A 25,265-nucleotide genomic window follows, 5' to 3' on the forward strand; every position below is an offset into this window, starting at 1 on the left:
TCGGCGTCACGGTCGGCGTGACCGTCGGAGTCGGCGTAGCGGTCGGCGTCACGGTCGGCGTCGGCGTGGCGGTCGGCGTCACGGTCGGCGTCGGCGTAGCGGTCGGCGTCACGGTCGGCGTCGGCGTGGCCGTCGGAGTCACCGTGGGTCGCGGCGTCGGAGTGACCGTCGGCGTGACCGTCGGCGTCGGCGTAGCGGTCGGCGTCACCGTGGGCCGCGGCGTCGGAGTAACAGTCGGCGTGACTGTGGGAGTCACGGTCGGGGTGACCGTAGGAGTCACGGTCGGAGTGACCGTCGGAGTCACGGTAGGAGTGACCGTCGGAGTGACCGTGGGGGTGACCGTCGGAGTCACGGTAGGCGTGGCCGTCGGCGTCACCGTGGGAGTCACGGTAGGCGTGACCGTCGGCGTCACCGTAGGAGTGACCGTCGGGGTCACGGTCGGCGTCACGGTGGGCGTGACCGTCGGCGTCACCGTCGGAGGGACCGTAGGAGTCACGGTCGGCGTGACCGTGGGAGTCACGGTGGGCGTGACCGTCGGGGTGACCGTGGGAGTCACAGTCGGCGTCACCGTCGGGGTCACGGTCGGCGTCACCGTCGGAGTCACGGTCGGCGTCACCGTCGGAGTCACGGTGGGCGTGACCGTCGGGGTAACCGTGGGAGTCACAGTCGGCGTAACCGTCGGAGTCACAGTCGGGGTGACTGTCGGAGTCACGGTCGGCGTGACCGTCGGGGTCACCGTCGGCGTGACGGTCGGGGTCACCGTCGGAGTCACGGTCGGGGTCACCGTCGGCGTGACCGTCGGCGTGACCGTGGGAGTCACGGTAGGCGTCACAGTCGGAGTCACAGTCGGCGTGACCGTGGGCGTCACCGTCGGCGTGATCGTCGGCGTGATCGTCGGCGTGATCGTCGGCGTGATCGTCGGCTCCGGCGCAGCCCTGCAGGCCGAGGTCTGGAACAGATTGCTGTCGAGCGTCACGGCGCCGTTCCTGGCGAGCGCGCGGCCGTCGACGGTGGTGCTCGTCGTCACGGTGATCGAGGCCAGTGCCAGGATCGAGCCCGCGAAGCTCGAGCCGGTCCCGAGCGTCGCCGAGCTGCCGATCTGCCAGAACACGTTGCACGCCTGCGCGCCGTTGACGAGCGAGACCGAGCTGGCGGTCGCCGTCGTCAGGGTGGAGGCGATCTGGAAGACGAAGATCGACCCCGGTGCACCCTGGGCATCGAGGGTCACCGTTCCGCCGATCCCGATCGGACCGGAGGACTTGTACACGCCGGGCAGGAACGTCCGTCCGACGAGGTCGCCGGCGATGTCGTCGTCCGGCGCCTGCGATGCGAGCTGGTCGTAGGCGATGCCGAGGTCCGACTGCGCCTGGATCGCGTTCGCGTCCGCGGCGTGCGTCGTCCCGTTCACGACTCCCGGCGGGAAGCCGGTGATCGCGGTTCCCGGACTGACACCCAGGTCGTCCGGCAGGATCGTCGGCCCCGTGTTGGTCACGGTCGAGCCGCCCAGCACCGAGTAGTCGCCCGCGGTCCCGAGGTCCGGCGCCGTGGCCGCCTGCGCGGGTGACCCGACGATGAACCCGACGGCGAGGACGGCGATGCCGGCGGTCGCAGCGACCGCTCCCCTGGCCCGGTGCAGTCGACGTCGCCGCTCAGTGGCGCGATCGGACGGGTGACGTTCGGACATGTGCGGCATGCAAGGCCAGCGATCTGCTCACGTCAGCGTGAGCCCGTACACCCGAGATGAGTGGCTCGCAGAGTAAGCACCCGGAGTGGTCCGCGTACAGGTACGTCACTCCGACCCCCGCTCGACTTCCGCGGGTTCCCGGCGTTTCCCGCCAGAAAGTGACTCGTTCGGGGGGTATGGCGCGATGCTCCCGACGCCCGATCCCGCGCGCGCACCGGTGTCCTAGGCTGACCGGATGTCCCCCCGGCCCCGGCGACCCACCCTCGCCGATGTCGCGCGGGCGGCGGGCACCTCGGCGACCGTCGTCAGCTACGTCGTCAACAACGGACCGCGCCCGGTCTCGCACGAGCTGCGCGCCCGCGTCGAGCAGGCGATCTCCGAGCTCGGCTACCGCCGCAACTCCCTGGCCGAGGCCCTGAGCGTCGGCCGCTCCAACCTGGTGGGCCTGCTCGTCCCCGACTCCTCGAACGCCTTCTTCGGCGAGCTCGCGCGCCACGTCGAGCACGAGGCGCGCAGCCGCGCCCTGCTGACGCTGCTCGGCAACACCGAGTACGACCCGGAGGTGGAACGCGGCTACGAGCGCACCTTCGCCGATCTCCGCACCGCCGGCACCCTCCTCGTGACCATCGATCCGGCGAGCGCCGCCGACTCCGGCCCGCGCGTCTTCATGCACTCCGCGCCACCGAGCGACGCCGAGCCGAGCGTGGTGTTCGACGACGAGCAGGGCACCCGCTCGGCCGTCGAGCACCTCCTGGCGCACGGCTACGACGACGTGCACTGCGTGACCGGACCCGACGACTTCGGCCCCTCCGGCCTCCGCGTCCGCTCCTGGTCCGCCGCCGTCGCCGAGGCGGGGCGCACCACCGAGGGCCGCCTGCACCGCGTGCCGATGGACCGCGTCTCGGCCGAGCAGGAGCTGCGGCGGATGCTCCGCACCGAGCGTCCCCGCGCCGTCTTCGCCACGACCGACGAGCACGCTCTCGCCCTGCTCCGCGCGGCGTCCCAGGAGCGGATCGACGTCCCCGCCGACCTCGCGGTCGTCGGCTTCGACGGCACCCGCGAGGCCCTGCTCGGAGGCGTCCGCGTCACGACCGTCGCCGTCCCCGTGCGCGACATGGCCCGCATCGCCTTCGAGCTCCTCGACGAGTCGGCCACCGGCTCCGCCCCCCGGCACGTCCTGCTGCCCACGACCCTCGTCGTCGGCGAGACCTGCGGCTGCCCGCCCACCCCCTGAGCCCCCCCGGCTCGCGAGGACGCCTCCGGGCTCGCCCCGCGTCAGCCGATCGCCGCGAGCCGCCCGATCACGCCATCGCCCAGCTGCGCCACGTACCCCTCCGGGTCCGGCCCCTGCGGAGCCAGCTCGACCAGCGAGATCCCGAGCGCCGCGTACTCCTCCATCGCCCGCACGAACCCGTCGGGGTCTCCGATCGGGTCGCCGCCGCCGATGATCGTCTTGGTGATCGAGTCGTAGTCGCGCCCGAGGTCGTCGCAGTGCCGGCGCAGCACGTCGAGCTTGTGCGCGATCCCCTCCGCCCCGATGGCGAACAGGTTGCACGCGTCGCCGTACTCGGCGACCAGCCGCAGCGTCTTCTTCTCGCCGCTGCCCCCGATCAGGATCGGCGGCCCCGGCTTCTGGATCGGCTCCGGGTGGTTCAGCGTCTCGGCCAACCGGTAGTGCTTCCCGTCGAACCGGCCGTCGTCATCGCTCCACATCTGCTTGCAGATCTGCAGCGTCTCCTCGAGCCGCTCGAACCGCTCCTTGAGCGCCGGGTACGGCACCCCGAGCCCGAGGTGCTCGCGCTCGTACCAGGCCGCGCCGATGCCGAGCATCGCGCGCCCGCCCGACAGCACATCGAGCGTGGTCACGATCTTCGCGAGCAGCCCCGGGTGACGGTAGGTGACTCCGGTGACGAGGAGGCCCAGGCGGAGGCGCTCGGTGCGCCCCGCGACGAACCCCAGCGAGGTGTAGCCCTCGAGCATCGGGTCCTCGCTCGTGGCGAACTGCTCCATCTGGAAGTAGTGGTCCATCAGCGTGAACCACTCGCAGCCGACGTCCTCCGCCGTCCTCGCCGTGGCCCCGAGGATCGGAGCGATCCCCGCGCTTCCCCCCGGCAGCGTGAAGTTCATGAAGTGAATGCCTACCTGCATCGTTCCTCTTCCCGTCGTCCGCGAGCACACCGCTGGAGCGACGCGGTACCCGCGCGCTCCCGATGCCGGTCGTCTCCGAGCCTGTCACGCACGCAGGCCGGGATCCGCCTGCCTGAGCGTTCTCCCGGCCGGGCTCCGCGCCGGACTCAGGAAGGGGCGCCTCGCCGTCAGGCCGAGACGCGGAACCGGCGCCCGCCGAACCCGACGACGTCGCCGACCACCAGCTGCCGTCCACGGCGACGATCGACCTCGCCGTTCACGCTCACGAGACCGTCCGCGACGGCCTCCTTCACCTCTCCGCCGGAGTCGAGGATCCCCGCGAACTTGAGGAACTGCCCGAGGCGGATGGACTCCCCGTCGAGAGGGACGTCGTCGATCCGAGCGGCCACGGCGGTCACACCGCCGGGATGTCGGCGAACCGCGAGAAGTGGCCGTGGAAGCCCACCGTCACCGTGCGGGTCGGTCCGTTGCGGTGCTTGGCGACGATCAGGTCGGCCTCGCCCGCGCGCGGGTTGTCCTTCTCGTAGGCGCTCTCGCGGTGCAGGAGGATCACCATGTCGGCGTCCTGCTCGATCGAGCCGGACTCGCGGAGGTCCGAAATCGCGGGGAGCTTGTCGGCGCGCTGCTCCGGTCCACGGTTCAGCTGCGACAGCGCGATGACCGGCACCTGGAGCTCCTTGGCGAGCAGCTTGAGCGCTCGGGAGAACTCCGAGACCTCCTGCTGGCGGCTCTCGACCTTCTTGCCCGAGGTCATCAGCTGGAGGTAGTCGATGACGACCATCTTGAGACCGATGCGCTGCTTGAGCCGGCGGCACTTGGCGCGGATCTCGACGAGCGTGAGGTTCGGCGAGTCGTCGATGTAGAGCGGTGCGTCGTTGATCCGGCCGCGGGTCGAGGCGATGGTCGTCCAGTCGCGCTGGTCGACCGTTCCCTTGCGCATGTGCTGCAGCGGCACCGAGGCCTCGGCCGAGAGGAGGCGCATCGCGATCTCGCTGCGCCCCATCTCGAGCGAGAAGAAGATCGTCGCCATGTTGTGCTTGATCGCGGCCGCGCGGGCGAAGTCGAGCGCGAGCGTCGACTTTCCGAGCGCGGGTCGCGCGGCGACGATGATCATCTGGCCGGGGTGGAAGCCGTTGGTCAGGTCGTCGAGGTCGGCGAAGCCCGTGGGCACGCCGGTGAAGGCGCCGTCCTTGTGCGCGGCGGCCTCGATCTCGTCGATGGCCACCGTCACCGCGTCGGTCAGCGGGACGTAGTCCTCGGCCGTCTCGGAGCCGGTGACGTTGTAGATCTCGGCCTGCGCCGTGTTGACCAGGTCGAGGACCTCGCCCTCGCCCTGGTACCCCATCTGCACGATGCGGGTGCCCGCCTCGACCAGTCGGCGCAGCAGAGCCCGCTCGGCGACGATCGACGCGTAGTAGCCGGCGTTCGCCGCCGTCGGCACCATAGCCGTCAGCGAGTGGAGGTAGTCGGCGCCGCCCGCGCGCTGCAGCTCGCCCTGCTTGGTGAGCTCGTCGGTGACGGCGATGACGTCGGTCGGCTCGCCGTGCGAGTAGAGCGCCAGGATCGCCTCGAAGACGATCTCGTGCTTCGGGATGTAGAAGTCGTTGGCCTTCACGCTCTCGACGACGTCGGCGACCGCGTCCTTCGAGAGCAGCATGCCTCCGAGGGCCGACTGCTCGGCGAGCAGGTCGTGCGGAGGCGTCCGCTCGTTCGAGCGAGGAGCGTCGCCTCGTCCGTCACGTCCGTCTCGTCCGTCCGAGCCGGGAACCGCCAGGTGCGCGATCGTCATGCCTTCGCCTCCTCCTGTCGGGTGCCTCGCGGAGCAGGTGGGCGCCTGCGCGATGCCGTCGGGTCCGGTCTACCAGCGACCTCCGACAGTGCGCGCGAACGCCCGTCCCGCTCCCCTCGCGGGGCGCTGCGCCACCCTACGGACCGCCGGGAGCCAGGGTCAAACCGGCCTGTGGAGAGCGCTGTGGAGAAATCGCGGGAAACGCCGCGTCCACTGTGGGCAACATGTGGACAACCCTGTGGGATCTGCGCGGCCCGCCAAGTTTTTTCATGCTCCTGACCAGGGATTAACCGCTCTCCACAGGTGTGTGTGGAAAAGAGTCTCCAGACCACGTTGAAGGTTGCCCGCTCGAAAGGGTGTATGTGGATGAAGCTGTGGAGAACGCAACGACGAAGGGCGGTGCGGCAGGGCCCGGAAGCCCTGCTGCACCGCCCTTCGCGGCGTTCTCGCGGCCTTACTTGGCCGCGACCACCTGCAGCTTCACGGTGGCCTGGATGTCGTCGCGCAGACGCACCACGGCCTCGTGCTCGCCGACCGTCTTGATCGCCGAGGCGATCACGATCTTGCGCTTGTCGAGATCGCCGAAGCCGGCCGCCGCCACCGCGTTCGCGACGTCGGAGGTCTTGACCGAGCCGAAGAGACGGCCGTCCTTGCCGGCCTTGACCGTCAGCTTCACCCGGTTGGCCTCGAGGACCTGCTTGGTGTGCTGAGCCTCTTCGATGGTCTTGTGCTCGCGGGCGGCACGAGCGGTCTTGATCTGCTCGACCTGCTTCTCGCCGCCACGGCTCCACGCGACGCCGAAGCCCTGCGGGATGAGGTAGTTGCGGGCGTACCCGTTCTTCACGTCGACGACGTCGCCGGCGGAGCCGAGTCCGTCGACCTCGTGGGTCAGGATGACCTTGGACATACCGTTACCTACCTTCCGCTGCCGGCGTAGGGCAGGAGCGCCATCTCGCGGGCGTTCTTGACGGCACGGGCGATGAGGCGCTGCTCCTGGACGGAGACGCCGGTGATGCGACGGGCGCGGATCTTCCCGCGCTCCGAGATGAACTTGCGGAGGGTCGGGACGTCCTTGTAGTCGATGACGCCCACGCGGACCGACTTCGCGGGGGCCGCGTTCTTCGCGCCCTTGCCGCGGATCGGCTTGCGGCGGTCGCCGCTGCTCTTTCCAGCCATAGTGGTTTCCTTTGAGATTCTGGTTCGCCCCCTGGTCGTCCGGCGCTACAGCGCGGGGCGATCGAGGCGTGATTCAGGTGAGGGCGCGTCCGAGCGGTGAGCTCAGAACGGCGTCTCGTCGTTGTAGCTGCCCGGCGTACTCCAGACGTCGCCACCTGCGGGTGCGCTCGGAGCCCACGGCTCCTCGGCCTGGCCACCGCGGTTGCCTCCCGCGTTGCCGCCGGAGCCTCCCTGGTTGCCGCCGCCGAAGCCGCCCTGGCTCGCGCCCTGACCGCCGCCGACCTGGCCGCGTCCGCCGCCTCCGGCACCGCCGCCGCTCGCACGCGTGACCTGTGCGGTCGCGTAGCGCAGCGAGGGGCCGATCTCGTCGATCTCGAGCTCGATGCTGGTGCGCTTCTCGCCTTCCTTCGTCTCGTACGAGCGCTGCTTCAGGCGGCCGGTCGCGATGACGCGGCTCCCCTTGGTCAGCGATCCCGCGACGTGCTCGGCGAACTCGCGCCAGACGGAGGCCCGGAGGAACAGCGCTTCGCCGTCCTTCCAGTCGTTCGCCTGGCGGTCGAAGGTGCGCGGCGTGGAGGCGATGGTGAAGTTCGCGACCGCGAGCCCGTTCTGCGTGTAGCGCAGCTCGGGGTCGGACGTGAGGTTCCCCACCACGGTGATGATCGTCTCGCCGGCCATGAGCGCTACGCCTTGGGAGCGGCCGGAGCCTTGGCAGCCTTGCGGGCGGCCTTCTCGTCGGCGAGCTTCTTGGCGGCGGCGACCTGGGCGATGCCCTCTTCTGCACGCAGCACCTTGGTGCGCATGACGGCCTCCGACAGCTTCAGCTGACGGTCGAGCTCGTTCGCGGCGGCCGAGGTCGACGTGAAGTCGACGACGGCGTAGATGCCCTCGGACTTCTTGTTGATCTCGTACGCCAGACGACGGCGGCCCCAGACGTCGACCTTGTCGATGGATCCACCATCGGTGCGGATGACGTTGAGGAACTTGTCGAGACTCGGAGCGACGGTGCGCTCATCGATCTCGGGATCCAGGATGACCATGAGTTCGTACTGATGCGTCACTAACCCACCTCCTTCGGACTGAACGGCCACGGTATTTCCGTGACAGGAGGGTATGTAGCATCTGCCCACTCCCGCGGACGCGAGTGCGTCTGGTCGTGGACAACCTGACGACTCTACCATCCGCGCCGGGCCGCCGCGAGGGTCCGCTGCTCGGAGTCAGGACCGCGCGGCCCACCACTCCTGCAGCCGCCGCGCGGCCTCCTCCTCGCCCAGCGGCCCCTCCTCGAGCCGCAGCTCGAGCAGGAACCGGTACGCCTGCCCCACCTCGGGCCCGGGAGCGAGCCCGAGCAGCTCCATGATCCGCGTGCCGTCGAGGTCGGGCCGCTTCGAGGCGAGCTCCTCCTTCGACGCGAGCTCGGCGATCCGCTGCTCGAGATCGTCGTAGGCGTGCGCCAGCCGGTCGGCCTTCCGCCGGTTGCGGGTGGTGACGTCGGCGCGGGTCAGGATGTGCAGCCGCTCGAGCAGCGGTCCCGCGTCGGTCACGTAGCGGCGCACCGCGGAGTCGGTCCACGCGCCGTCGGTGTAGCCGAAGAACCGCAGGTGGAGCTCGATCAGCCGCGCGACCTCGGTGATGGTCTGCTTGTCGAGCTTGAGCGCGCGGAGCCGGCGCGTGGCCAGCTTCGAGCCGACGACGTCGTGGTGGTAGAAGCTGACCACTCCGCCCGGCTCCAGGCGCCGCGTCGCCGGCTTGCCGATGTCGTGGAGCAGGGCGGCCAGGCGCAGCACCACGTCCGGCGCCGCTCCGGGGTGCCGCGACTCCTCGAGCGCGATCGCCTGCTCGAGCACGGTGAGGCTGTGCACGTAGACGTCCTTGTGGTGGTGGTGCTCGTCCTGCTCGAGTCGGAGGGCCGGCAGCTCCGGGAGGAAGTAACCGGCCAGACCGGTGTCGACGAGCAGCTCGAGCCCGGCCCGCGGGGCACGGGTCGCGAGGAGCTTCCGCAGCTCCTCCTGGACGCGCTCCGCAGAGACGTCCTCAATGCGGCCCGCGAGCTCGGCCATCGCCCACTCGACCTCGTCCGTGGTGCGGAAGCCGAGCTGGGACGTGAACCGCGCGGCACGCAGCATCCGCAGCGGGTCGTCCCCGAAGGAGAGGTCGGCGGCGGAGGGAGTGCGCAGGCGCCCGGCCAGCAGGTCCTCCACCCCGCCCGACGGATCCACCAGCACCACCTCGGGGAGCCGGAGCGCCATCGCGTTGACGGTGAAGTCACGGCGCACGAGATCGCCCTCGAGCGAGTCGCCGAACTCCACCTCGGGCTTCCGGCTCACCCCGTCGTAGCTGTCGCTGCGGTAGGTCGTGATCTCGACGGTCTCGCCGGCGAGGCGTGCGCCGATGGTCCCGAAAGCGCGACCGATGTCCCAGTGCGCCTCGGCGATCGGCGCGACGATGCGCACGATGTCGTCGGGGCGGGCGGAGGTCGTGAAGTCGAGGTCGTGCACACCGTGGCCGAGGAAGGCGTCGCGCACCGGGCCGCCCACCAGGGCGAGCTCGTGACCCTCGGCGGCGAACGCCTCCGCGAGGCGGGCCACCGTCGGCGTCGCGGCGAGAGCGCGGAGGGTCTCGAGAGCGGTCTGGACGCTGTGCATTCGCACGATCCTAGTCGGGGCCGATGTCCCACGACCGGCTCGGATCCGCGGAACGGCGCGGTAACCGCGCACACCGGTTACGACCTGTGCGATCCCTCGGACGACGCACCGGCGGCGCGGCGAGAGCCTGCCCGTAGAATCACCCGCATGGAGGCCGAGTGAGTTCGATGCATCGGCGCGTCCTCACTCTCTCCGAACGCTCACGACGGCGCGCGGTCCCGCAGCTCCTCCGCTCCGCCGGCGCTGCCGTTCTGTCGATCGCGCTGATCGGCCTCGCCTCACCGGCCGTCGCGGCGACCCAGGAGCCGACGTCGACGCCGACGTCGCAGGCCTCCCCCGAGCCGTCGTCGAGCAGCACCACCGTCACCGCGACCGTCGGAGCCGCGAACGACGGCGTGCTCCTCCCCGGTCAGGACCTCCAGCTCTCGGTGTCCGTCCGCAACGGCACGACCGAGTCGATCGACGGTGCCCGGGTCGAGGTGACGCTCGACTCACGGACCCTCGACTCGCGCGACGAGCTCGACGCCTGGCTCGACGGCGAGACCGACGACGAGGGCTCGCCCACCGGCGAGGGCGCGGACCTCCGGCTGCTCCCCTCCGGTTCGGCCCAGGTCACCCTGACGATCCCCGCGGCCGCCATCCCCTTCTCCGCCGATCCCGCGGCGCTCGGCTCGCACGCCGTCGCGGTCACCGTCACGAGCCCCGGCGGCACGCTCGCGACCGCTCGCAACTCCGTCGAGCTCACGAACGGCGCCCCCTCCGAGCGCGAGACCGGCGTGAGCGTCCTCGTGCCGCTCACCGTGCCCGACAGCTCCGACGGCCTGATCCCGGCCGAGACGCTGCAGGACTACACCCAGAGCACGGGCACGCTCTCGCGCCAGCTCGACTCCGTCGTCGGCCGCGCCGTGACCATCGGAGTGGACCCGCGGATCCTCGCGTCCATCCGGATCCTGGGAGACGCGGCACCGGAGTCGGCGCGCACCTGGCTCGACCGGCTCGAGTCGGCTCCGAACGAGGTCTTCGCCCTGCCCTACGCCGACGCCGACGTCGCGGCGCAGGCGCAGTCGGGCCTCTCGACCCTCCTGACGCCGACGTCCTTCGAGTACGGGATCGACGATTCGCTCTTCGCCGACCCGCCGAGCACCGCGACGCCCACCCCGACCGCCACCGCCGACGCCCCGCAGCAGGACGAGGACCTGCCGACCCGGCCGACGACGGAGTCGCTCACCTCCTTCGACTGGTCGCCGACCATCGGCTCGCTCGCCTGGCCCGACGACCTCACGGTGCGCGGCGCCGATCTCGGCATCTATGCCACCAGCGGAATGAACCGCACCGTCGTCTCCTCTGCGAACCTGTCCCTCCCCTCCTCCGTCTCGACGCTCAGCACCGCGAGCATCGACGGGAACGACGTCGTGGTCGCCGACAGCACCCTCTCCACCGCCCTCGACGACGCGGTGAGCTCGACGAGCGACTCCGAGTGGCGCGCCCGGATGACCTCGATCACCGCGGGGCTCGCGCAGGTGCAGCGCGACGGCGAGTCCCCCGACGTCGTCCTGGCGCTCGACCGCGGCTCGGCGATCGACGGAGCACGGCTCGCGCAGACCCTCGACGCGATCGACGGCCTCCCGTGGGCGGAGGGCACCTCCCTCGCCGTCGCACTGACGGATCCCGTCACCGAGGGCGTCACCGTCGTCGACGCCCCGGAGACGGAGGAGCGGCTCGCCGACGTCTCCGACCTCCTCACCGTCGCGGCGCGCATCGAGTCGTTCTCGGCGGTCCTGTCCGAGCCGGAGCTGCTGAGCGGGAAGAGGCGCAACGACCTCCTGGCCCTGCTCGCCGTCACCTGGCGCGGAGACCCGGCCGGCTGGAGCGACGCCGTGACCGCGAGCGAGGAGCTGGCGGCCACCACCCTCACCTCCGTCACCATCGAGGCCGCCGACAGCGTGACGCAGGTGTCCCGCGACTCGAGCATCCCCGTCTACGTCCGCAACGATCTGCCGTGGCCGGTCTCGGTGCGCATCCAGGCGTCGACCTCGAACGCGGTCCTCGACATCGACGAGGCCTCCGTCGAGCCCACGATGATCGATGCGCGCTCGCAGGGCCGCGTCCTGATCCCCGTGAAGGCCCGCGTCGGCAACGGCGAGACCAGCCTCCGGATGCAGCTGACCGCCCTCGACGGCACGGCGATCGGCACGCCCACGAGCGTCGTGACCAGCGTGCGCGCCGACTGGGAGACGGTCGGCACCCTCCTCCTCGGCATCGTCCTCGTCGTCGTCTTCGGCGCCGGCATCCTCCGCAACATCCGTCGCCGCCGCCGCGGCGACCCGATCGAGGAGGAGGAGGACCCGAACGCACCGCTCGCGGTCCAGCCCGGCTTCGACGACGAACGAACGGACCCGCGTGGCTAGCTTCTCCCTCGGACGCGCGAGCGCCGTCCTCGCCTCCGGCACGATGGTCTCGCGAGTCCTCGGCTTCGTGATGTCGATCGTCTTCACGCAGACCGTCGGCCTGATCGGGCAGGGCGCGGATGCGTTCACGGTCGCCAACGGACTGCCCAACACGGTCTACGCGATCATCGCGGGCGGCGCGCTCAACGCGGTCCTCGTCCCGCAGATCGTCCGCGCCGGACTCCACGCCGACGGCGGCAGGGCCTACATCAACCGCCTGCTCACTCTCGCCTTCGGAGTGCTGCTGGTCGCGGCCGTCGTCGCGACCCTGCTCGCCCCGCTCCTCGTGAGTCTCAATGCGAGCGGATACGGCCGGGAGCAGTTCCAGCTCGCCGTCGCCTTCGCCTACTGGTGCCTCCCGCAGGTCTTCTTCTACGGCCTGTACACGATCCTCGGTGAGGTCCTCAACGCCCGCGGTTCGTTCGGACCCTTCACCTGGACGCCCGTCGTCAACAACGTGGTGACGATCGGCGGGCTCCTCGCCTTCCAGGCGATGTTCGGATCCGACGGCCGGGGTCTCCGGGACGCCACCGAGTGGACACCCCAGATGATCGCCGTCCTCGCGGGCTCCGCCACCCTCGGAGTCGCCCTCCAGGCGATCCTCCTCGTCTTCTTCTGGAAGCGTGTCGGCCTGAGCTACCGCCCCGACTTCCGGATCCGGGGTGTCGGCCTCGGCCGCGCCGGCCGCATCGCGGTGTGGACGTTCGCCGCGCTGCTCCTCACGGTCGCGGCCGGCTTCATCGAGAACACCACGGTGAGCGGGTCCTCCGGCGCGAACGCCTCCGCCACGGCCCTGCAGAAGGCCTGGCTGGTCTTCATGCTCCCCCACTCCGTGATCGCCGTCTCGGTCGCGACGGCGTACTACACGCGCATGAGCGGGCACGTGGCGAACAAGCGGATGTCCGAGTTCCGCGCCGACATCTCGTCCTCGATCCGGATCGTCGGGCTCTTCCTGGTCTTCTCCTCCGCCGCCCTCATCGTGTGCGCCGGATCCTTCGCCGCGGTCTTCTCCGACAACCCCGATGCGATCGGGCCGATGGCGGGCATCATCATCGCGTACGTCCTCGTCCTGCCCCTCTTCTCGACGCTGGCGATCGTGCAGCGCGCCTTCTACTCGCTCGACGACGGCCGCACGCCGTTCCTCTACACCCTCGTGCAGACCATCGTCATCGCCCTCGGCTGCCTGGTCGCCACGGCCGTCCCGTCCGACCTCACGGCTCTCTTCGTGGCTGCCTCGGTCTCGGCCGGGGTCGCCGTGCAGGCCTTCCTCGCCTGCGTGCTGCTGCGCAGTCGGCTCGGCGGGAGCGGAGGCGCGCGCATCGCGATCCGCTTCGTCCAGTACCTGATCGCAGCCGTCCCCTCGGCGGTGGTCGGCGGCGGCATCATGCTGCTGCTCGTGCAGGCCGACGGCTACCCGTTCGCCGACTGGAGGTCCGCCATCGTGTCCATGGTCCTGGCCGGCACCGCCATGGCCGTCGTCTACTTCGGCGTCCTCTGGGTGATGAAGGTGCCGGAGCTGCGCGCGATGGCCGCTCCGTTCCTCCGCCGCCTCGGACGCTGACCGCCGCGGCAGGTCCGCCCCGACCCTGAGTGGTCACCCGAGAAGGGGTGCGCCGTCGGGGCCGACGTGGAAGGGTGGGCGCGTCTCCGGCAGAGCCGCCCTCCTCCACCCGCCGACCCGGAAGGCACGATGCGCTCCACCTTCGTCCTGCTCCGTCTCCTCGTCGCCATCGCCGTCCTGGCCGCGACCGTCACGAGCTTCGCCGACTCCTACTCCTTCTGGGTCGAGGCCCGCTTCCGCGACCGGGCGACGCTCATCGTCAACTTCTTCAGCTACATCACCGTCCAGACCTGCCTCATCGCCGCGGTGGTGCTGCTGATCGGCGCGGTCGTCCTCGCGCGGGGCGCGATCCCCGAGCCTCGGTGGTTCGCCTGGCTGCGGGCGGGCACCGTCTGCTCCATGGTCGTCATCGGAGTCGTCTACAACCTCCTCCTGCGCGGCACCGTGGTCACCGGTGCGGGAGCGCCCCAGGAGTGGACCAACGAGGTGATGCACGTGGTCGCGCCCCTCGCACTCATCGTCGACTGGCTGTTCGCGCCCGGCCGGCGACGCCTCTCCTGGACCGTCGTGCCCGGGATCCTGGTGTTCCCGGTCGCCTGGTTCGTCTACACGATGGTCCGCGCGCCGCTGGTGTACGACCAGATGAAGCACGAGCAGATCTGGTACCCCTACCCGTTCCTCGACCCGCGCCTCGCCGACCCGCCGCTGATCCCCGGCGGCCTCGTCGCGGTGGTGTTCTACGTCGTCGCGTTGACCGGGGTCTTCGCCGCGGCGGCCGTCGCGACCGTCTACGTCTCGAGGCACGGACTCCCGCGTCCCCGCCGATCGATTCCCGGGCCAAAAGAATCCCCGGTCAGGAGCGGTTTTCGTGATTCCCGGAGGCGTCGCCCCCCGCGACCCTGACCGCCACCCGAGTGCCCGCGCCCGTGCGGAATAGCCCCCACCTAGGATGTGTTGTAGACCTCGGAGCCGCGGACGGACCGAGCGAACGATCCGCGCCCCGTCGATCACCCCCGGGCGATCCGACACACGACCCCCACCGCTCAGCACAGACCTCGAGGAGTTGCCGTGCGCGACATCGTCATCATCGGATCCGGCCCCGCCGGCTGGACCGCCGCCATCTACGCGGCCCGCGCCGAGCTGAACCCCATCGTCGTCGCCTCCTCCGTCGAGATCGGCGGCGACCTCATGAACACGACCGACGTCGAGAACTTCCCCGGCTTCCCCGAGGGCATCCTCGGCCCCGAGCTCATGACGGCGATGCAGGCGCAGGCCGAGAAGTTCGGCGCCACCACGTTCTACGACGACGTGACGTCGCTCGACCTCGAGGGCGAGACCAAGACCGTCCACCTCGGCTCCGGAGAGAGCATCGAGGCCAAGACGGTCGTCGTCGCCACCGGCTCCGCGTACCGCAAGCTCGGCCTGCACGACGAGGAGCGCCTCTCCGGTCACGGTGTGTCCTGGTGCGCCACCTGCGACGGCTTCTTCTTCAAGGGCAAGACGATCGCGGTCGTCGGCGGAGGCGACTCGGCGATGGAGGAGGCGACCTTCCTCACGAAGCACGCCGCCAAGGTCTACATCATCCACCGCAAGGACACGCTCCGCGCCTCGAAGGTCATGCAGAAGCGCGCCTTCGACAACGAGAAGATCGAGTTCGTCTACAACTCCGAGGTCGTCGGCATCACCGGCGAGAGCCACGTCAACGGCGTGAAGCTGCGCGACACGGTCGACGGCACGGAGTCCCACCTCGACCTCGACGGGCTCTTCATCGCGATCGGCAACGACCCGCGCACCCACATCGTGCACGGCAAGCTCGATCTGACGACCGAGGGCAACATCGCCGTCGTCGGCCGCTCGTCGCAGACCTCGGTCCCCGGCGTCTTCGCCGCGGGCGACGTGATCGACCCGACCTACCGTCAGGCCGTCACCGCTGCCGCCTCCGGGACGGTCGCCGCCCTCGACGCGGAGCACTACCTCGCCTCGCTCGCCGACGGCACGGCCTCGACCGAGGGCACGCCGCACGCCGAGCTGCTCGCTCTCTGACTCACCACTACCCACGATGGAGCCGGCACGACCGGCTCACGAAGGAGAAATCGCTATGTCCACCGCGAAGAGCGTCACCGACGCATCGTTCCAGGCCGACGTCCTCGACTCCGAGAAGACCGTCCTGGTCGACTTCTGGGCCGAGTGGTGCGGCCCCTGCCGCATGGTGTCGCCGATCCTCGACCAGATCTCGGCCGAGCACGGCGAGAAGATCGAGATCGTCAAGCTGAACGTCGACGAGAACCCCCAGACCGCCGCGAAGTACCAGATCACCTCGATCCCGGCGATGAAGGTCTACCAGAAGGGTGAGGTCGTCAAGACCGTCATCGGCGCCAAGCCGAAGCCGGCTCTCGAGGCCGACCTCGCCGCCTTCCTCTGATCCTCTGATCAGCACTGAAGCCCCTGCGCCCTTCGGGACGCGGGGGCTTCGTGCATCCCCCTCCGTTTCACGTGAAACGGAGCGGCCGATCACCGGCGCTCCTGGGGGGCGGACTGCAGACGACGGTGGATCTCGATACGCCCGCGCCGCGGGCTACTCGATCAGCGAGGACCGGGGGGCGACAAGCCGGGCCAGCCGACCCCGCTGGTCGAGTAGCCCCGCAGGGGCGTATCGAGACCCCCGGTGAACGGGTCGCCCCCCGAGCAGGAGTCCCGCCGCAGGAACTCCCGCCGCCGGATCCACCCCCTCCGGAGTGGCTCCCCCTTCCCGGCCCGCGCGCCGACCCGGCCGGTACAGTGGACAGACCCGGCACTGCTGCCCGGCGTCCCCGTCCCCCGAGCGAAGCGAATCCATCGTGACCAACCGCGGAACCAATCTCGACCCCTGGTACGACTCCTATGCGGAGCGCACGGCCGGCCTGGCCGCCAGCGAGGTCCGAGCCCTGTTCGCCGTCGCGTCACGACCCGAGGTCGTCTCCCTCGCCGGCGGCATGCCGTTCGTCTCCGCCCTCCCCCAGGATCTCGTGACCGGCGCCATCGAGTCCGTGATGCGCGAGCAGGGTCCCGTCGCCCTGCAGTACGGCTCCGGCCAGGGTGTTCCGATCCTCCGCGAGCAGATCCTCGACGTCATGGCGCTCGAGGGCATCTCGGCCAGCGCCGACGACATCGTCGTCACCACCGGCTCGCAGCACGCCCTCGAGCTCGTCTCGAAGCTCTTCCTCGATCCCGGTGACGTCGTGCTGTCGGAGGGGCCGAGCTACGTGACCGCGATGGTCATCTTCCGCTCGTACCAGGCTCAGGTCGAGCACGTGCCGATGGACGAGCACGGGCTCATCCCGGCGGCCCTCCGCGAGCACATCTCCCGCGTCCGCGCCGCGGGCAAGACCATCAAGTTCCTGTACACGATCCCCACCTTCCACAATCCGGCCGGGGTCACGCTCTCCTGGGAGCGCCGGGTCGAGATCCTCGAGATCTGCAAGTCCGAGGGGATCCTCGTGCTCGAGGACAACCCGTACGGCCTCCTCTACTTCGAGGACGTCCCACCGAAGGCGATGCGCTCCCTCGAGGAGGACGGCGTGATCTACCTCGGCACCTTCTCGAAGACCCTCGCGCCGGGCTTCCGCGTGGGCTGGGCCCTCGCCCCGCATGCGATCCGCGAACGGCTCATCCTCGCCAACGAGGCCGCCGTGCTGAGCCCGTCGTCGTTCAGCCAGCTGGTGATCTCGAAGTACCTCGAGACGGCCGATTGGCGTGGGCAGATCGACACCTTCCGCGGCGTCTACCGGGAGCGCAAGGAGGCGATGCTGCGGGGGCTGCAGACGCACCTCCCCTCGCTCACCTGGACGAACCCGAACGGCGGCTTCTACGTCTGGGTCACCCTCCCCGACAACCTCGATTCCAAGGCGATGCTCCCCCGCGCGGTGAAGGAGCTCGTCGCCTACACGCCCGGCACGGCCTTCTACGGGAACGGCGACGGACGTCAGAACATCCGGCTGTCGTTCTGCTATCCCACTCCTGAGCGGATCGGCGACGGCATCCGCCGGCTCGCGACCGTCATCAACGGTGAGCTCGACCTCCTGTCGACCTTCGCCGGCACGGGATCGATGACCGCCGTCGACGTGGAGGCGCGCGACAGCGCCCTGCCGCCGAACATCTCCTGACGTGCCCCACTCCGCTGAGACCGAACCACAAAAGGCCTGATCATGACTGATTTCTCTGTCCTCGATCGCACTCTCGACATCGTCGTGATCAGCGGAGGCATCAGCCACGAGCGCGATGTCTCGCTGCGGTCGGGTCGCCGCGTGGCCGACCGCCTCTCGGCGATGGGTCACCGCGTGTCGATGCGCGAGCCGGACGCCGGGCTGCTCGAGTACCTGCTCGAGCACCGTCCCGACGTGGTGTGGCCGGCGGTCCACGGCGCCAGCGGCGAGGACGGCGCTCTACTCGGACTCCTCGAGGCGGCCGGATTCGACTACGTCGGCTCGCGGACGGACGCCGCACGCCTGGCGTGGTTCAAGCCGACGGCGAAGACTCTCGTCGGCCGGGCCGGCTTCTCGACCCCGCGCTCCGTGACACTCCCCCGCGAGACCTTCCGCGAACTGGGAGCCGCCGGCATCCTCGGGCAGGTCGAGGCCCACCTTCCCGGTCCGCTCGTCGTGAAGCCCGCCCAGGGTGGCTCCGCGCAGGGTGTGAGCATCGTGTCGGAGCCGGGTCAGCTCCCCCGGGCGATGGTCGAGGCCTACACCTATGGCGAGGTGGTGCTCATCGAGCAGTTCGTCGTCGGCACGGAGGTGGCGGTCGGCGTGCTCGACCTGGGAGACGGACCGTTCGCCCTGCCCCCGGTCGAGATCGAGCCCGTCGAGGGCCGCTACACCTTCGAGGCGCGCTACAACGCCGGAGAGACGCGGTTCTACACCCCCGCCCGACTGGCGGATGAGGTCCTCGCGGAGGTCTCGCGCGTGGCGGTCGCCGTCCACGAGGTCCTCGGTCTCCGCCACCTCTCCCGCATCGACTTCATCGTCGACGCTGCGGGTCAGCCCTGGTTCTTCGACGCCAACGTCCTCCCCGGCATGACCGAGACCTCGACGGTTCCCCAGGCGATCGAGGCGTCCGGCCGCTACCTCGGCGACGTGTACTCCAACCTCGCCCGTCTGGCCGCCACGCACTAGTCCTGCGCGATGTTTCACGTGAAACATCGCCATTCGACGGCGCTCCCGCTGGTGGCGGCTCGTACGCTGTCGCTCAACCGACACCCGCGGGTGCTGGTGGATCTCGATACGCCCGCGCCGCGGGCTACTCGATCAGCAGGCAGGCGCCCCGCCACCCTTGCCTCGGGCCCATCCGCAATCGGGCAGCTCGGCTGGCGTCGGAGCAGACATCTCCTTGTCTGGCACTCGACACCCCTGCTGGTCGAGTAGCCCCGCAGGGGCGTATCGAGACCTGCCATCGTCAGAAAGGTCAGCCTTCCAGATCCGGTGGATCTCGATACGCCCGCTCCGCGGGCTACTCGATCAGCAGGCAGGCGCCCCGCCCCCCATGCCTCGGGCCCATCCGCGATCGGGCACCTCGGCCAGCGTCAGAGCAGGGGTCTCGTTGTCTGGCACTCGACAACCCTGCTGGTCGAGTAGCCCCGCAGGGGCGTATCGAGACCTGCCATCGTCAGAAAGGTCAGCCTACCAGATCCGGTGGATCTCGATACGCCCGCTCCGCGGGCTACTCGATCAGCAGGCAGGCGGCCCGCCACCCTTACCTCGGGCCCATCGGCGATCGGGCACCTCGGCCAGCGTCAGAGCAGCGATCTCGTTGTCTGGCACCCGACCACCCTGCTGGTCGAGTAGCCCCGCAGGGGCGTATCGAGACCTTCCATCGTCAGAGCAACACCCTTCCGGATTCGGTGGATCTCGATTCGCCCACTCCGCGGGCTACTCGATCAGCATGCAGGCGGCGCCACCCTTACCTCGGGCCCATCCGCAATCGGGTACCTCGGCCAGCGTCAGAGCAGAGATCTCGTTGTCTGGCACTCGACCACCCTGCTGGTCGAGTAGCCCCGCAGGGGCGTATCGAGACCAGCATCCGCCAGCAGAACTGGCTTCTGACCGGGACTTTCAGGCACGTGAGCCTGAATACCCCACCCGCGACCGCCATGTCCCAGGAGGCTTGCACGACGGGACGGCGCACTCCCCCACTCCGCACCGCTCGATGTTTCACGTGAAACATCCAACCAGCTACGGCGCCAGCGACACCTCGGTCGGCTCGCCGATCTCGGAGAGGATGCGGTTCAGGTCCTGGATGCTCGCGAAGTCGATGACCACCTGGCCCTTCCGAGCTCCCAGCGTCACCTTCACCCGAGTGTTCAGCCTGTCGCCCAGGTGATCCGCGACCGAGCTGAGGTGGCCGACATGCCCGCCCTGCTCCTCCGCCGGCTCGCGCTTCGCCGGACGGGGGGCCTTCATCTGCGCCGCCGCGGCCTCCGCCGCCCGCACCGACAGGTCCTCGTTCACGATTTTGTCCGCCAGGCGGCGCATCGTGTCGACGTCCTCGAGTGACAGCACAGCACGCGCGTGCCCTGCGCTGAGCACACCCGCGGCCACCCGCGCCTGCACGTCGGCCGGCAGGCGCAGCAGTCGCAGCGTGTTCGAGATCTGCGGGCGCGACCGTCCGAGGCGCGTCGCGAGCGCCTCCTGCGTGATGCCGAAATCGCTCAGCAGCTGCTGGTACGCGGACGCCTCTTCGAGCGGGTTGAGCTCGGCGCGGTGCAGGTTCTCGAGCAGCGCGTCCCGCAGCATGTTCTCGTCCGCGGTGTCCTTCACCACGGCGGGGATCGTCGACAGTCCGGCGGCCTTGGACGCGCGGAATCGCCGCTCCCCCATGACCAGCTCGTACTTCGCGCCGTCCCGGCCCTGGATCGGCCGGACCACGATCGGCTGCAGCACCCCGAACTCGCTGATGCTGTGGATGAGCTCGGCGAGATCGTCCTGATCGAACACCGAGCGGGGCTGAGCAGCGTTCGGCACGATCTCCGCGAGCGGCAGACGCGCGAGGCGCGCTCCGGGAACCTCGAGGAGTTCGTCCGACTCGGACGCCCCGGCGTTCTGATCCGGGAAGAACACATCGACCGGGCGTGCTCGCGTGTCGTCACCGGTCGGGATGAGCGCGCCGATTCCACGGCCCAGTCCTGTTCGCTTGGCCGCCATCAGCGGGCCTCTCCTTCGGTCGCGGTCTCTCGGGTGGTTCGGGCTCCCCGACGGGCGATCTCCGCGGCCGCCTCGAGGTACGCCAGGGAGCCGGACGACTGCGGGTCGTAGCTGATGACGCTCTGCCCGTAGCTCGGTGCCTCCGAGATGCGCACATTGCGGGGGATCACGGCCTTCAGCACCTCCTTCGGGAAGTGCTCGCGCACCTCGGCTGCCACCTGGTGGGAGAGGTTCGTCCGGCCGTCGAACATGGTGAGCAGGATCGTCGAGACGCCGAGATTCGGATTGAGGTGCCGCTCGATCAGGTCGATGTTCTTGAGCAGCTGGCTGAGCCCCTCGAGCGCGTAGTACTCGCACTGGATCGGGATCAGCACCTCGCGTGCGGCGACGAAGGCGTTGATCGTCAGCAGCCCGAGCGAGGGCGGGCAGTCGATGAAGACGTAGTCGAAGGGCTCGTCCATCGCGTCGAGCATCCGGTCGAGGGCTCGGCGGAGGCGCTGCTCGCGCGCCACGAGAGAGACCAGCTCGATCTCGGCGCCGGCGAGGTGGATCGTCGCCGGCACACCGTAGAGCGTGTCGAACTCCGGGCTCTTCTGCACCACCTCGGCGAGGGGAGTGTCGTTGACGATGACGTCGTACACGCTGGTCGTCTCGGCGCGGTGCTCGATCCCGAGTGCGGTGGAGGCGTTGCCCTGCGGGTCGAGATCGATCACCAGCACCTTCGCCGCGCCGCGAGCGAGCCCGGCCGCCAGGTTCACGGTGGTCGTCGTCTTGCCGACCCCGCCCTTCTGGTTCGAGATCGTGATGACGCGGGTCGACTCCGGCTTCGGGAGCGGCTGCGCATTGAGCAACGCGCGTCGACGGGTCATGTCCGCGATCTCGCGAGCGAGAGGAGTCGAGGAGTCGAATCCGCCGGGCAGTCCAGCAGGATCGGGATGTTTCACGTGAAACCTTCGCTCGGCAGTTCGATCAGAGGGAGTACCGCGACGACCGGCGCGTGGAGTCCAGGTGATCTCGAATGCTGCCGGGGCGATCAACCCACTGTAGCTCGGACCACTCTCGTCACCTCGGAGAGCACGCCGTCGCCGAGGACGATCACCTCGGGGGGAGACAGCCGGAAGCGTCGGATCTGCTTCTCCGCCGCCCCGATCTCCTTCTCCGCGTTGATCCCCTTCAGGAGCACCAGCTCGCCTCCCTTGCGCAGCAGCGGCGCCGTCAGCGGAATGAGCTTCGACAGCGCACTGACCGCCCGCGCCGTCACCTGATCGAGCGGCCGCTCGAGCTGGGCATCCTCGGCTCGCACCCGAAGAACTGAGACATTGTCGAGTTCGAGTGCTTCGACCTGCTCCTGGAGCCAGGCCACCCGTCGTTCCATGGGCTCGATCAGTACGAACTGCACATCAGGCCGCAGGATGCCCAGGACGACGCCCGGAAGGCCGGCGCCGCTTCCCACGTCACCCACGAGTCCCGGACGCAGCAGAGGGGCCACCAGGGCGCTGTTGAGCACGTGCCGCGTCCAGAGGCGGGGAAGCTCGAGCGGGCCGATGAGGCCGCGCTCCTCGCCCTGCTCCGCCAGCGCCATCGTGAAGCGCCGGAGAAGCTCCAGGCGGTCCCCCGCGATGGTCGCGGCGGCGGCGGGCTCCGGCTCGAGAGTCGGCTGCTCCACGGCGGTCAGCCGCGGGTGATGACGGTGTGGCGCTCGCGGGCCTCGCCGCGCGACTCCGACACGAAGCCGCGCTCGCCCACCATGTCGTGCACGAGCTTGCGCTCGTAGGACGACATCGGAGGCAGGGACGCCGACGTGGCGCCCTCCTCGATGCGCTCGATCGCGCGGTCGACCAGCTGGGCCAGCTCGGCCTCGCGGGCATCGCGCGAACCGCCGATGTCGAGGATCAGCCGCGAGAACACGCCGGTCTTCGTCTGCACCGCGAGACGGGTCAGCTCCTGCAGGGCCTGAACCGTGTCGGAGCGCGAGAGGACCCGGAGGTTGGTCTCACCCGACGCGGTCACCGAGAGGTAGACGCGGCCGTTGCGCACCTCGATGTCGATGTCCCCGTCGAGGTCGCAGATGTCGAGGAACTCCTCGATGTAATCGGCGGCGACGTCGCCCTCGTCCTCGAGCTGCGAGAGGGTGGACTCCGGAGCTGCCTGGGGCTGCTCGGCGGGCGCCTCGAGGGGCTGCTGCTCGTCGGTGTACGTCTGCGTCGAATCGGTCATCTCGGTGCTACTACTTTCCGGCTTGCTTCTTGGCGCGGCTCTTGCCGACGGGCTGCTGGCGCTGCACGGCCTTCTTCTCGACGAGCGTCGTCTCGCCCGCAGGAGTGATCTCCTCGACGAGCTTGCCCTTGCGGCGCAGGCGCTCCTCGCGGGCCTTGGCGGCCTCGCTGCCGGGGGTGGGCATGTTCCGGATGACGACGAACTGCTGGACCATCGTCCAGATGTTGGAGGTCAGCCAGTAGAACATGACGCCGAGGGGGAACGCGAAGCCCGAGAAGGCGAACACGAGCGGGAGGATGTACAGCAGGATGCGCTGCTGCTTGAAGGTCGGCGAGGCCTTCGCCTCGGGCGACATGTTCTTCGAGACGATCTGCAGCTGCGTGATGAACTGCGAGGCGGTCATCAGGACGACCATGATCACGGCGATGACGATGACGAGCTCCTGGCCGCCCTCGGCCAGAGCACCCTGGATCGACTGGTGCAGCGGGGCGATCCCGAAGAGGTTGGCCTCGCCGAACTGCTGGGCGAGCTCGTCGCTGAGGGGGCCCACGCCCGCCTTGCTGTGCTGCGCGTCGTTCAGCACCGAGAACAGGCTGAAGAAGATCGGCATCTGGATCAGCAGGGGGAGGCACGAGGCGAGCGGGTTCGTCCCCGTCTTCTTGTAGAGCTCCATCGTCTCGCGCGACATCGCCTCGCGGGACAGCTGGTCGCGCTTGCCCTTGTACTTGTCCTGGATCTTCTTCAGCTGGGGCGCCACCTCCAGCATCCGCCGCTGGCTCTTGATCTGCTTGACGAAGATCGGGATCAGCGCCGCGCGGATGACGAGGACGAGCCCGACGATCGACAGCACCCAGGTGATACCCGCCGCCGCATCCAGGCCCGTGAAGGTGAGCAGCTGGTGGAAGGCGACGAGAAGCAGCTCAACCACCCATTTGAGGGGCCAGAGGATCGTGCCGAGGAGGTCCATGGGAGGGGGTCAGTCCTTTCGAGAGCCCACGACGAATCCGGATCGCGTTACAGCGAAGCGGGTTCGGCCGGGGGCCGGTCGGTGCAGGGGGATCGAGGTCGGTACGTCGTCGACGCCGCCGGCCGCCCACGGGTGGCAGCGGAGGAGCCTGCGGGCCGCGAGCACCGTGCCGAGGACGAGCCCGTGGAGCTGGACCGCCTGCAGCGCGTACGCGGAGCACGAGGGGTAGTAGCGGCAGACGTCGCCGTAGAGCGGCGAGACGACGGCGCGGTACACGAGGAGGAGCGCGATCCCGATGTTCCGGGGGAGCAGGAGCAGTCCCCGGGCGAGGCGGGAAGACCAGGAGGGACTCCCGAGGGGAGCGACAGCGGTGCTCATGAGCGGGCCTTCGCCGGCCGCGCGGCTCGCGACATCGCGGCCACGACCTCCTCGCGGAGCTCCGGCCAGGGTGCGTCGGCGCTGCCGGGCAGCGCGCGGATCACGATCTCGGTCCCGGGATCGGTGACTCCGACCATCTCGAACGCCACCGCCTTGAGGCGGCGACGGACGGTGTTGCGGGTGACGGCCGATCCCACGGTCTTGGCCACGATGAATCCGAACCGCGCAGGAGAGGACCCCGAGGTCTTCCGGACATACGTGACGGTGTGCGGTCCCGTGGACCGCACACCGCGACGGACGACTGTCCGGTACTCGCCTCCGTGGACGATGCGATTCGCTCTGGCCAGCACCGCTGGACGGTTATCGCGGGCTCTACGCCGAGAGCTCGGTGCGGCCCTTGGCGCGACGAGCGCTCAGGATGCCGCGACCGGCACGCGTGCGCATGCGCAGACGGAAGCCGTGCACCTTGGCGCGACGACGGTTGTTCGGCTGGAAGGTTCGCTTGCTCATAGTTCAATCTCCACGTACGTGTTCCGCGAGCGAATCGGAGCCTCGCTGGGCTCCGGTCTCCCGGGAAGAGGGGGGTGCCCGGATCCGACTCGGCACGATCCGCGAGGATCGGGCGCGCGACCCCGGGCAGGCGTCAACTGATTAAAACTACGGCCTGCACTCCCGTCGGTCAAATGTGGCACGGGCGAAACCTCGATTCTGCACGCGCCGCGGCGCGTTCCGCGCATTGACACGCGGGAGTCGCTGTGGTGGATTTGTCTCCCATCGGCTCCGTTCGTTACCGTGTTGAGCCGCAGTTATCCACAGGCACGAACGGCCACGACCCGCGTCCGCGCTGGTATCGGCTCAGACCCGTGGATAACCCTGTGCATGGATCGAGCCCCGTACCGGTCGATCCGAGCACCGCACCACGGCCCTGCGCCCCACCGCGACGAGCACGAGATCCGGCCCGCAGAGAGCCTGACCACCGCGGCCGGCGACCGCACGGGTGGCGAGGGCCCCACGGCGACATCAGGCACCACGAACCGGGCGATCCCGGGATGCAGACAGCGACGAGGACCGAGGACAG

General features: G+C 69.7%; 24 protein-coding genes and 1 pseudogene. 8 read left to right on the forward strand and 17 right to left on the reverse strand.

Annotation, left to right across the window (positions count from 1 at the left end; genetic code table 11):
- Positions 1-1,018: 1,018 nt before the first annotated feature.
- Positions 1,019-1,693, reverse strand: a pseudogene (locus tag GSU68_RS19770) (ice-binding family protein); the annotation flags it as partial.
- Positions 1,694-1,919: 226 nt separating this feature from the next.
- On the opposite strand from GSU68_RS19770, the gene GSU68_RS18220 reads away from it, so the two are divergent.
- Positions 1,920-2,918 (forward strand): LacI family DNA-binding transcriptional regulator, encoded by a 999-nt coding sequence (locus GSU68_RS18220; RefSeq protein ID WP_159910037.1) that lies wholly within the window; start codon positions 1,920-1,922, stop codon positions 2,916-2,918.
- 41 nt (positions 2,919-2,959) lie between these two features.
- Here GSU68_RS18220 and GSU68_RS18225 read toward each other — a convergent pair whose 3' ends face one another.
- The 8 genes from GSU68_RS18225 to GSU68_RS18260 form a co-directional block, all read right to left on the reverse strand.
- The gene (locus tag GSU68_RS18225) at positions 2,960-3,832 is read right to left on the reverse strand and encodes an LLM class F420-dependent oxidoreductase (protein WP_159910038.1); all 873 of its coding nucleotides are present in this window, start codon (positions 3,830-3,832) and stop codon (positions 2,960-2,962) included.
- A 167-nt stretch (positions 3,833-3,999) separates the two neighbouring features.
- Positions 4,000-4,230, reverse strand: coding sequence for an RNA-binding S4 domain-containing protein (locus GSU68_RS18230; protein WP_279631045.1), 231 nt, complete (start codon positions 4,228-4,230; stop codon positions 4,000-4,002).
- Complete coding sequence (gene dnaB / locus GSU68_RS18235) at positions 4,227-5,621, reverse strand: replicative DNA helicase (protein WP_159910039.1); 1,395 nt, start codon at positions 5,619-5,621, stop codon at positions 4,227-4,229. Before dnaB ends, GSU68_RS18230 begins: the two co-directional genes overlap by 4 nt.
- A 454-nt stretch (positions 5,622-6,075) precedes the next feature.
- A complete protein-coding gene (gene rplI / locus GSU68_RS18240) occupies positions 6,076-6,528 on the reverse strand; it encodes a 50S ribosomal protein L9 (protein ID WP_159910040.1) in 453 nt (150 codons plus the stop codon).
- Positions 6,529-6,536: 8 nt separating this feature from the next.
- Entirely contained in the window at positions 6,537-6,797 is a 261-nt protein-coding gene (rpsR, locus tag GSU68_RS18245; RefSeq protein WP_056039813.1) for a 30S ribosomal protein S18, read from the reverse strand.
- A 102-nt stretch (positions 6,798-6,899) separates the two neighbouring features.
- The gene (locus tag GSU68_RS18250; protein ID WP_159910041.1) at positions 6,900-7,475 is read right to left on the reverse strand and encodes a single-stranded DNA-binding protein; all 576 of its coding nucleotides are present in this window, start codon (positions 7,473-7,475) and stop codon (positions 6,900-6,902) included.
- 5 nt (positions 7,476-7,480) lie between these two features.
- On the reverse strand, positions 7,481-7,858 hold the full coding sequence (gene rpsF / locus GSU68_RS18255; RefSeq protein ID WP_056039816.1) for a 30S ribosomal protein S6: 378 nt from the start codon (positions 7,856-7,858) through the stop codon (positions 7,481-7,483).
- A 156-nt stretch (positions 7,859-8,014) separates the two neighbouring features.
- Complete coding sequence (locus GSU68_RS18260) at positions 8,015-9,442, reverse strand: CCA tRNA nucleotidyltransferase (RefSeq protein WP_159910042.1); 1,428 nt, start codon at positions 9,440-9,442, stop codon at positions 8,015-8,017.
- Positions 9,443-9,609: 167 nt separating this feature from the next.
- Here GSU68_RS18260 and GSU68_RS18265 point away from each other — a divergent pair, with 167 nt between their 5' ends.
- The 7 genes from GSU68_RS18265 to GSU68_RS18295 all read left to right on the forward strand — a co-directional run bounded on the left by GSU68_RS18265 (position 9,610) and on the right by GSU68_RS18295 (position 18,600).
- The gene (locus GSU68_RS18265) at positions 9,610-11,850 is read left to right on the forward strand and encodes a DUF6049 family protein (RefSeq protein WP_159910043.1); all 2,241 of its coding nucleotides are present in this window, start codon (positions 9,610-9,612) and stop codon (positions 11,848-11,850) included.
- Positions 11,843-13,450 carry a lipid II flippase MurJ gene (locus GSU68_RS18270; protein WP_244259340.1) on the forward strand — a complete coding sequence of 536 codons (1,608 nt, stop codon included), beginning with the start codon at positions 11,843-11,845 and terminating at the stop codon, positions 13,448-13,450. The genes GSU68_RS18265 and GSU68_RS18270 overlap by 8 nt, the downstream gene beginning before the upstream one ends.
- 129 nt (positions 13,451-13,579) lie before the next feature.
- Positions 13,580-14,353: a Pr6Pr family membrane protein gene (locus tag GSU68_RS18275; RefSeq protein WP_159910044.1), complete on the forward strand. Its 774-nt coding sequence runs from the start codon at positions 13,580-13,582 to the stop codon at positions 14,351-14,353.
- Between the two features lie 165 nt (positions 14,354-14,518).
- Entirely contained in the window at positions 14,519-15,493 is a 975-nt protein-coding gene (gene trxB / locus GSU68_RS18280; protein WP_159910045.1) for a thioredoxin-disulfide reductase, read from the forward strand.
- A 55-nt stretch (positions 15,494-15,548) separates the two neighbouring features.
- Positions 15,549-15,872, forward strand: a complete 324-nt coding sequence (gene trxA / locus GSU68_RS18285) for a thioredoxin (protein WP_056039828.1) — start codon at positions 15,549-15,551, stop codon at positions 15,870-15,872.
- A gap of 415 nt (positions 15,873-16,287) precedes the next feature.
- Positions 16,288-17,592, forward strand: coding sequence for a PLP-dependent aminotransferase family protein (locus tag GSU68_RS18290; RefSeq protein WP_159910046.1), 1,305 nt, complete (start codon positions 16,288-16,290; stop codon positions 17,590-17,592).
- Between the two features lie 42 nt (positions 17,593-17,634).
- Positions 17,635-18,600, forward strand: coding sequence for a D-alanine--D-alanine ligase (locus GSU68_RS18295; protein WP_159910047.1), 966 nt, complete (start codon positions 17,635-17,637; stop codon positions 18,598-18,600).
- A 1,056-nt stretch (positions 18,601-19,656) separates the two neighbouring features.
- Here the strand turns inward: GSU68_RS18295 and GSU68_RS18300 are convergent.
- From GSU68_RS18300 to rpmH, 8 genes are all read right to left on the reverse strand, one after another.
- A complete protein-coding gene (locus tag GSU68_RS18300; protein WP_159910048.1) occupies positions 19,657-20,625 on the reverse strand; it encodes a ParB/RepB/Spo0J family partition protein in 969 nt (322 codons plus the stop codon).
- Positions 20,625-21,494 carry an AAA family ATPase gene (locus tag GSU68_RS18305; RefSeq protein ID WP_159910049.1) on the reverse strand — a complete coding sequence of 290 codons (870 nt, stop codon included), beginning with the start codon at positions 21,492-21,494 and terminating at the stop codon, positions 20,625-20,627. The genes GSU68_RS18300 and GSU68_RS18305 overlap by 1 nt, the downstream gene beginning before the upstream one ends.
- 164 nt (positions 21,495-21,658) lie before the next feature.
- On the reverse strand, positions 21,659-22,291 hold the full coding sequence (gene rsmG, locus GSU68_RS18310; protein ID WP_159910050.1) for a 16S rRNA (guanine(527)-N(7))-methyltransferase RsmG: 633 nt from the start codon (positions 22,289-22,291) through the stop codon (positions 21,659-21,661).
- 5 nt (positions 22,292-22,296) lie between these two features.
- Positions 22,297-22,842 carry a R3H domain-containing nucleic acid-binding protein gene (locus GSU68_RS18315; RefSeq protein ID WP_159910051.1) on the reverse strand — a complete coding sequence of 182 codons (546 nt, stop codon included), beginning with the start codon at positions 22,840-22,842 and terminating at the stop codon, positions 22,297-22,299.
- Positions 22,843-22,852: 10 nt separating this feature from the next.
- A complete protein-coding gene (gene yidC, locus GSU68_RS18320) occupies positions 22,853-23,809 on the reverse strand; it encodes a membrane protein insertase YidC (protein WP_159910052.1) in 957 nt (318 codons plus the stop codon).
- Between the two features lie 9 nt (positions 23,810-23,818).
- Complete coding sequence (gene yidD / locus GSU68_RS18325) at positions 23,819-24,187, reverse strand: membrane protein insertion efficiency factor YidD (RefSeq protein ID WP_159910053.1); 369 nt, start codon at positions 24,185-24,187, stop codon at positions 23,819-23,821.
- Complete coding sequence (rnpA, locus tag GSU68_RS18330) at positions 24,184-24,537, reverse strand: ribonuclease P protein component (RefSeq protein ID WP_159910054.1); 354 nt, start codon at positions 24,535-24,537, stop codon at positions 24,184-24,186. The genes yidD and rnpA overlap by 4 nt, the downstream gene beginning before the upstream one ends.
- A gap of 22 nt (positions 24,538-24,559) precedes the next feature.
- Positions 24,560-24,697, reverse strand: coding sequence for a 50S ribosomal protein L34 (gene rpmH / locus GSU68_RS18335; RefSeq protein ID WP_055784512.1), 138 nt, complete (start codon positions 24,695-24,697; stop codon positions 24,560-24,562).
- Between the last annotated feature and the right edge of the window lie 568 nt (positions 24,698-25,265).

Origin of the sequence: Rathayibacter sp. VKM Ac-2759 (assembly GCF_009834225.1) — a bacterium.
GTDB lineage: Bacteria > Actinomycetota > Actinomycetes > Actinomycetales > Microbacteriaceae > Rathayibacter.

Excerpts from the sequence above, each read along its gene's own strand:
- GSU68_RS18225 (WP_159910038.1), bottom strand. The coding sequence starts at position 3,832 with ATGCAGGTAGGCATTCACTTCATGAACTTCACGCTGCCGGGGGGAAGC.
- yidD (WP_159910053.1), bottom strand. The coding sequence starts at position 24,187 with ATGAGCACCGCTGTCGCTCCCCTCGGGAGTCCCTCCTGGTCTTCCCGC.
- GSU68_RS18275 (WP_159910044.1), top strand. The coding sequence starts at position 13,580 with ATGCGCTCCACCTTCGTCCTGCTCCGTCTCCTCGTCGCCATCGCCGTC.
- yidC (WP_159910052.1), bottom strand. The coding sequence starts at position 23,809 with ATGGACCTCCTCGGCACGATCCTCTGGCCCCTCAAATGGGTGGTTGAG.
- GSU68_RS18300 (WP_159910048.1), bottom strand. The coding sequence starts at position 20,625 with ATGGCGGCCAAGCGAACAGGACTGGGCCGTGGAATCGGCGCGCTCATC.
- GSU68_RS18315 (WP_159910051.1), bottom strand. The coding sequence starts at position 22,842 with ATGACCGATTCGACGCAGACGTACACCGACGAGCAGCAGCCCCTCGAG.
- GSU68_RS18250 (WP_159910041.1), bottom strand. The coding sequence starts at position 7,475 with ATGGCCGGCGAGACGATCATCACCGTGGTGGGGAACCTCACGTCCGAC.
- rplI (WP_159910040.1), bottom strand. The coding sequence starts at position 6,528 with ATGTCCAAGGTCATCCTGACCCACGAGGTCGACGGACTCGGCTCCGCC.
- rpmH (WP_055784512.1), bottom strand. The coding sequence starts at position 24,697 with ATGAGCAAGCGAACCTTCCAGCCGAACAACCGTCGTCGCGCCAAGGTG.
- GSU68_RS18265 (WP_159910043.1), top strand. The coding sequence starts at position 9,610 with ATGCATCGGCGCGTCCTCACTCTCTCCGAACGCTCACGACGGCGCGCG.
- trxA (WP_056039828.1), top strand. The coding sequence starts at position 15,549 with ATGTCCACCGCGAAGAGCGTCACCGACGCATCGTTCCAGGCCGACGTC.
- rpsR (WP_056039813.1), bottom strand. The coding sequence starts at position 6,797 with ATGGCTGGAAAGAGCAGCGGCGACCGCCGCAAGCCGATCCGCGGCAAG.
- GSU68_RS18305 (WP_159910049.1), bottom strand. The coding sequence starts at position 21,494 with ATGACCCGTCGACGCGCGTTGCTCAATGCGCAGCCGCTCCCGAAGCCG.
- GSU68_RS18220 (WP_159910037.1), top strand. The coding sequence starts at position 1,920 with ATGTCCCCCCGGCCCCGGCGACCCACCCTCGCCGATGTCGCGCGGGCG.
- GSU68_RS18295 (WP_159910047.1), top strand. The coding sequence starts at position 17,635 with ATGACTGATTTCTCTGTCCTCGATCGCACTCTCGACATCGTCGTGATC.
- GSU68_RS18260 (WP_159910042.1), bottom strand. The coding sequence starts at position 9,442 with ATGCACAGCGTCCAGACCGCTCTCGAGACCCTCCGCGCTCTCGCCGCG.
- dnaB (WP_159910039.1), bottom strand. The coding sequence starts at position 5,621 with ATGACGATCGCGCACCTGGCGGTTCCCGGCTCGGACGGACGAGACGGA.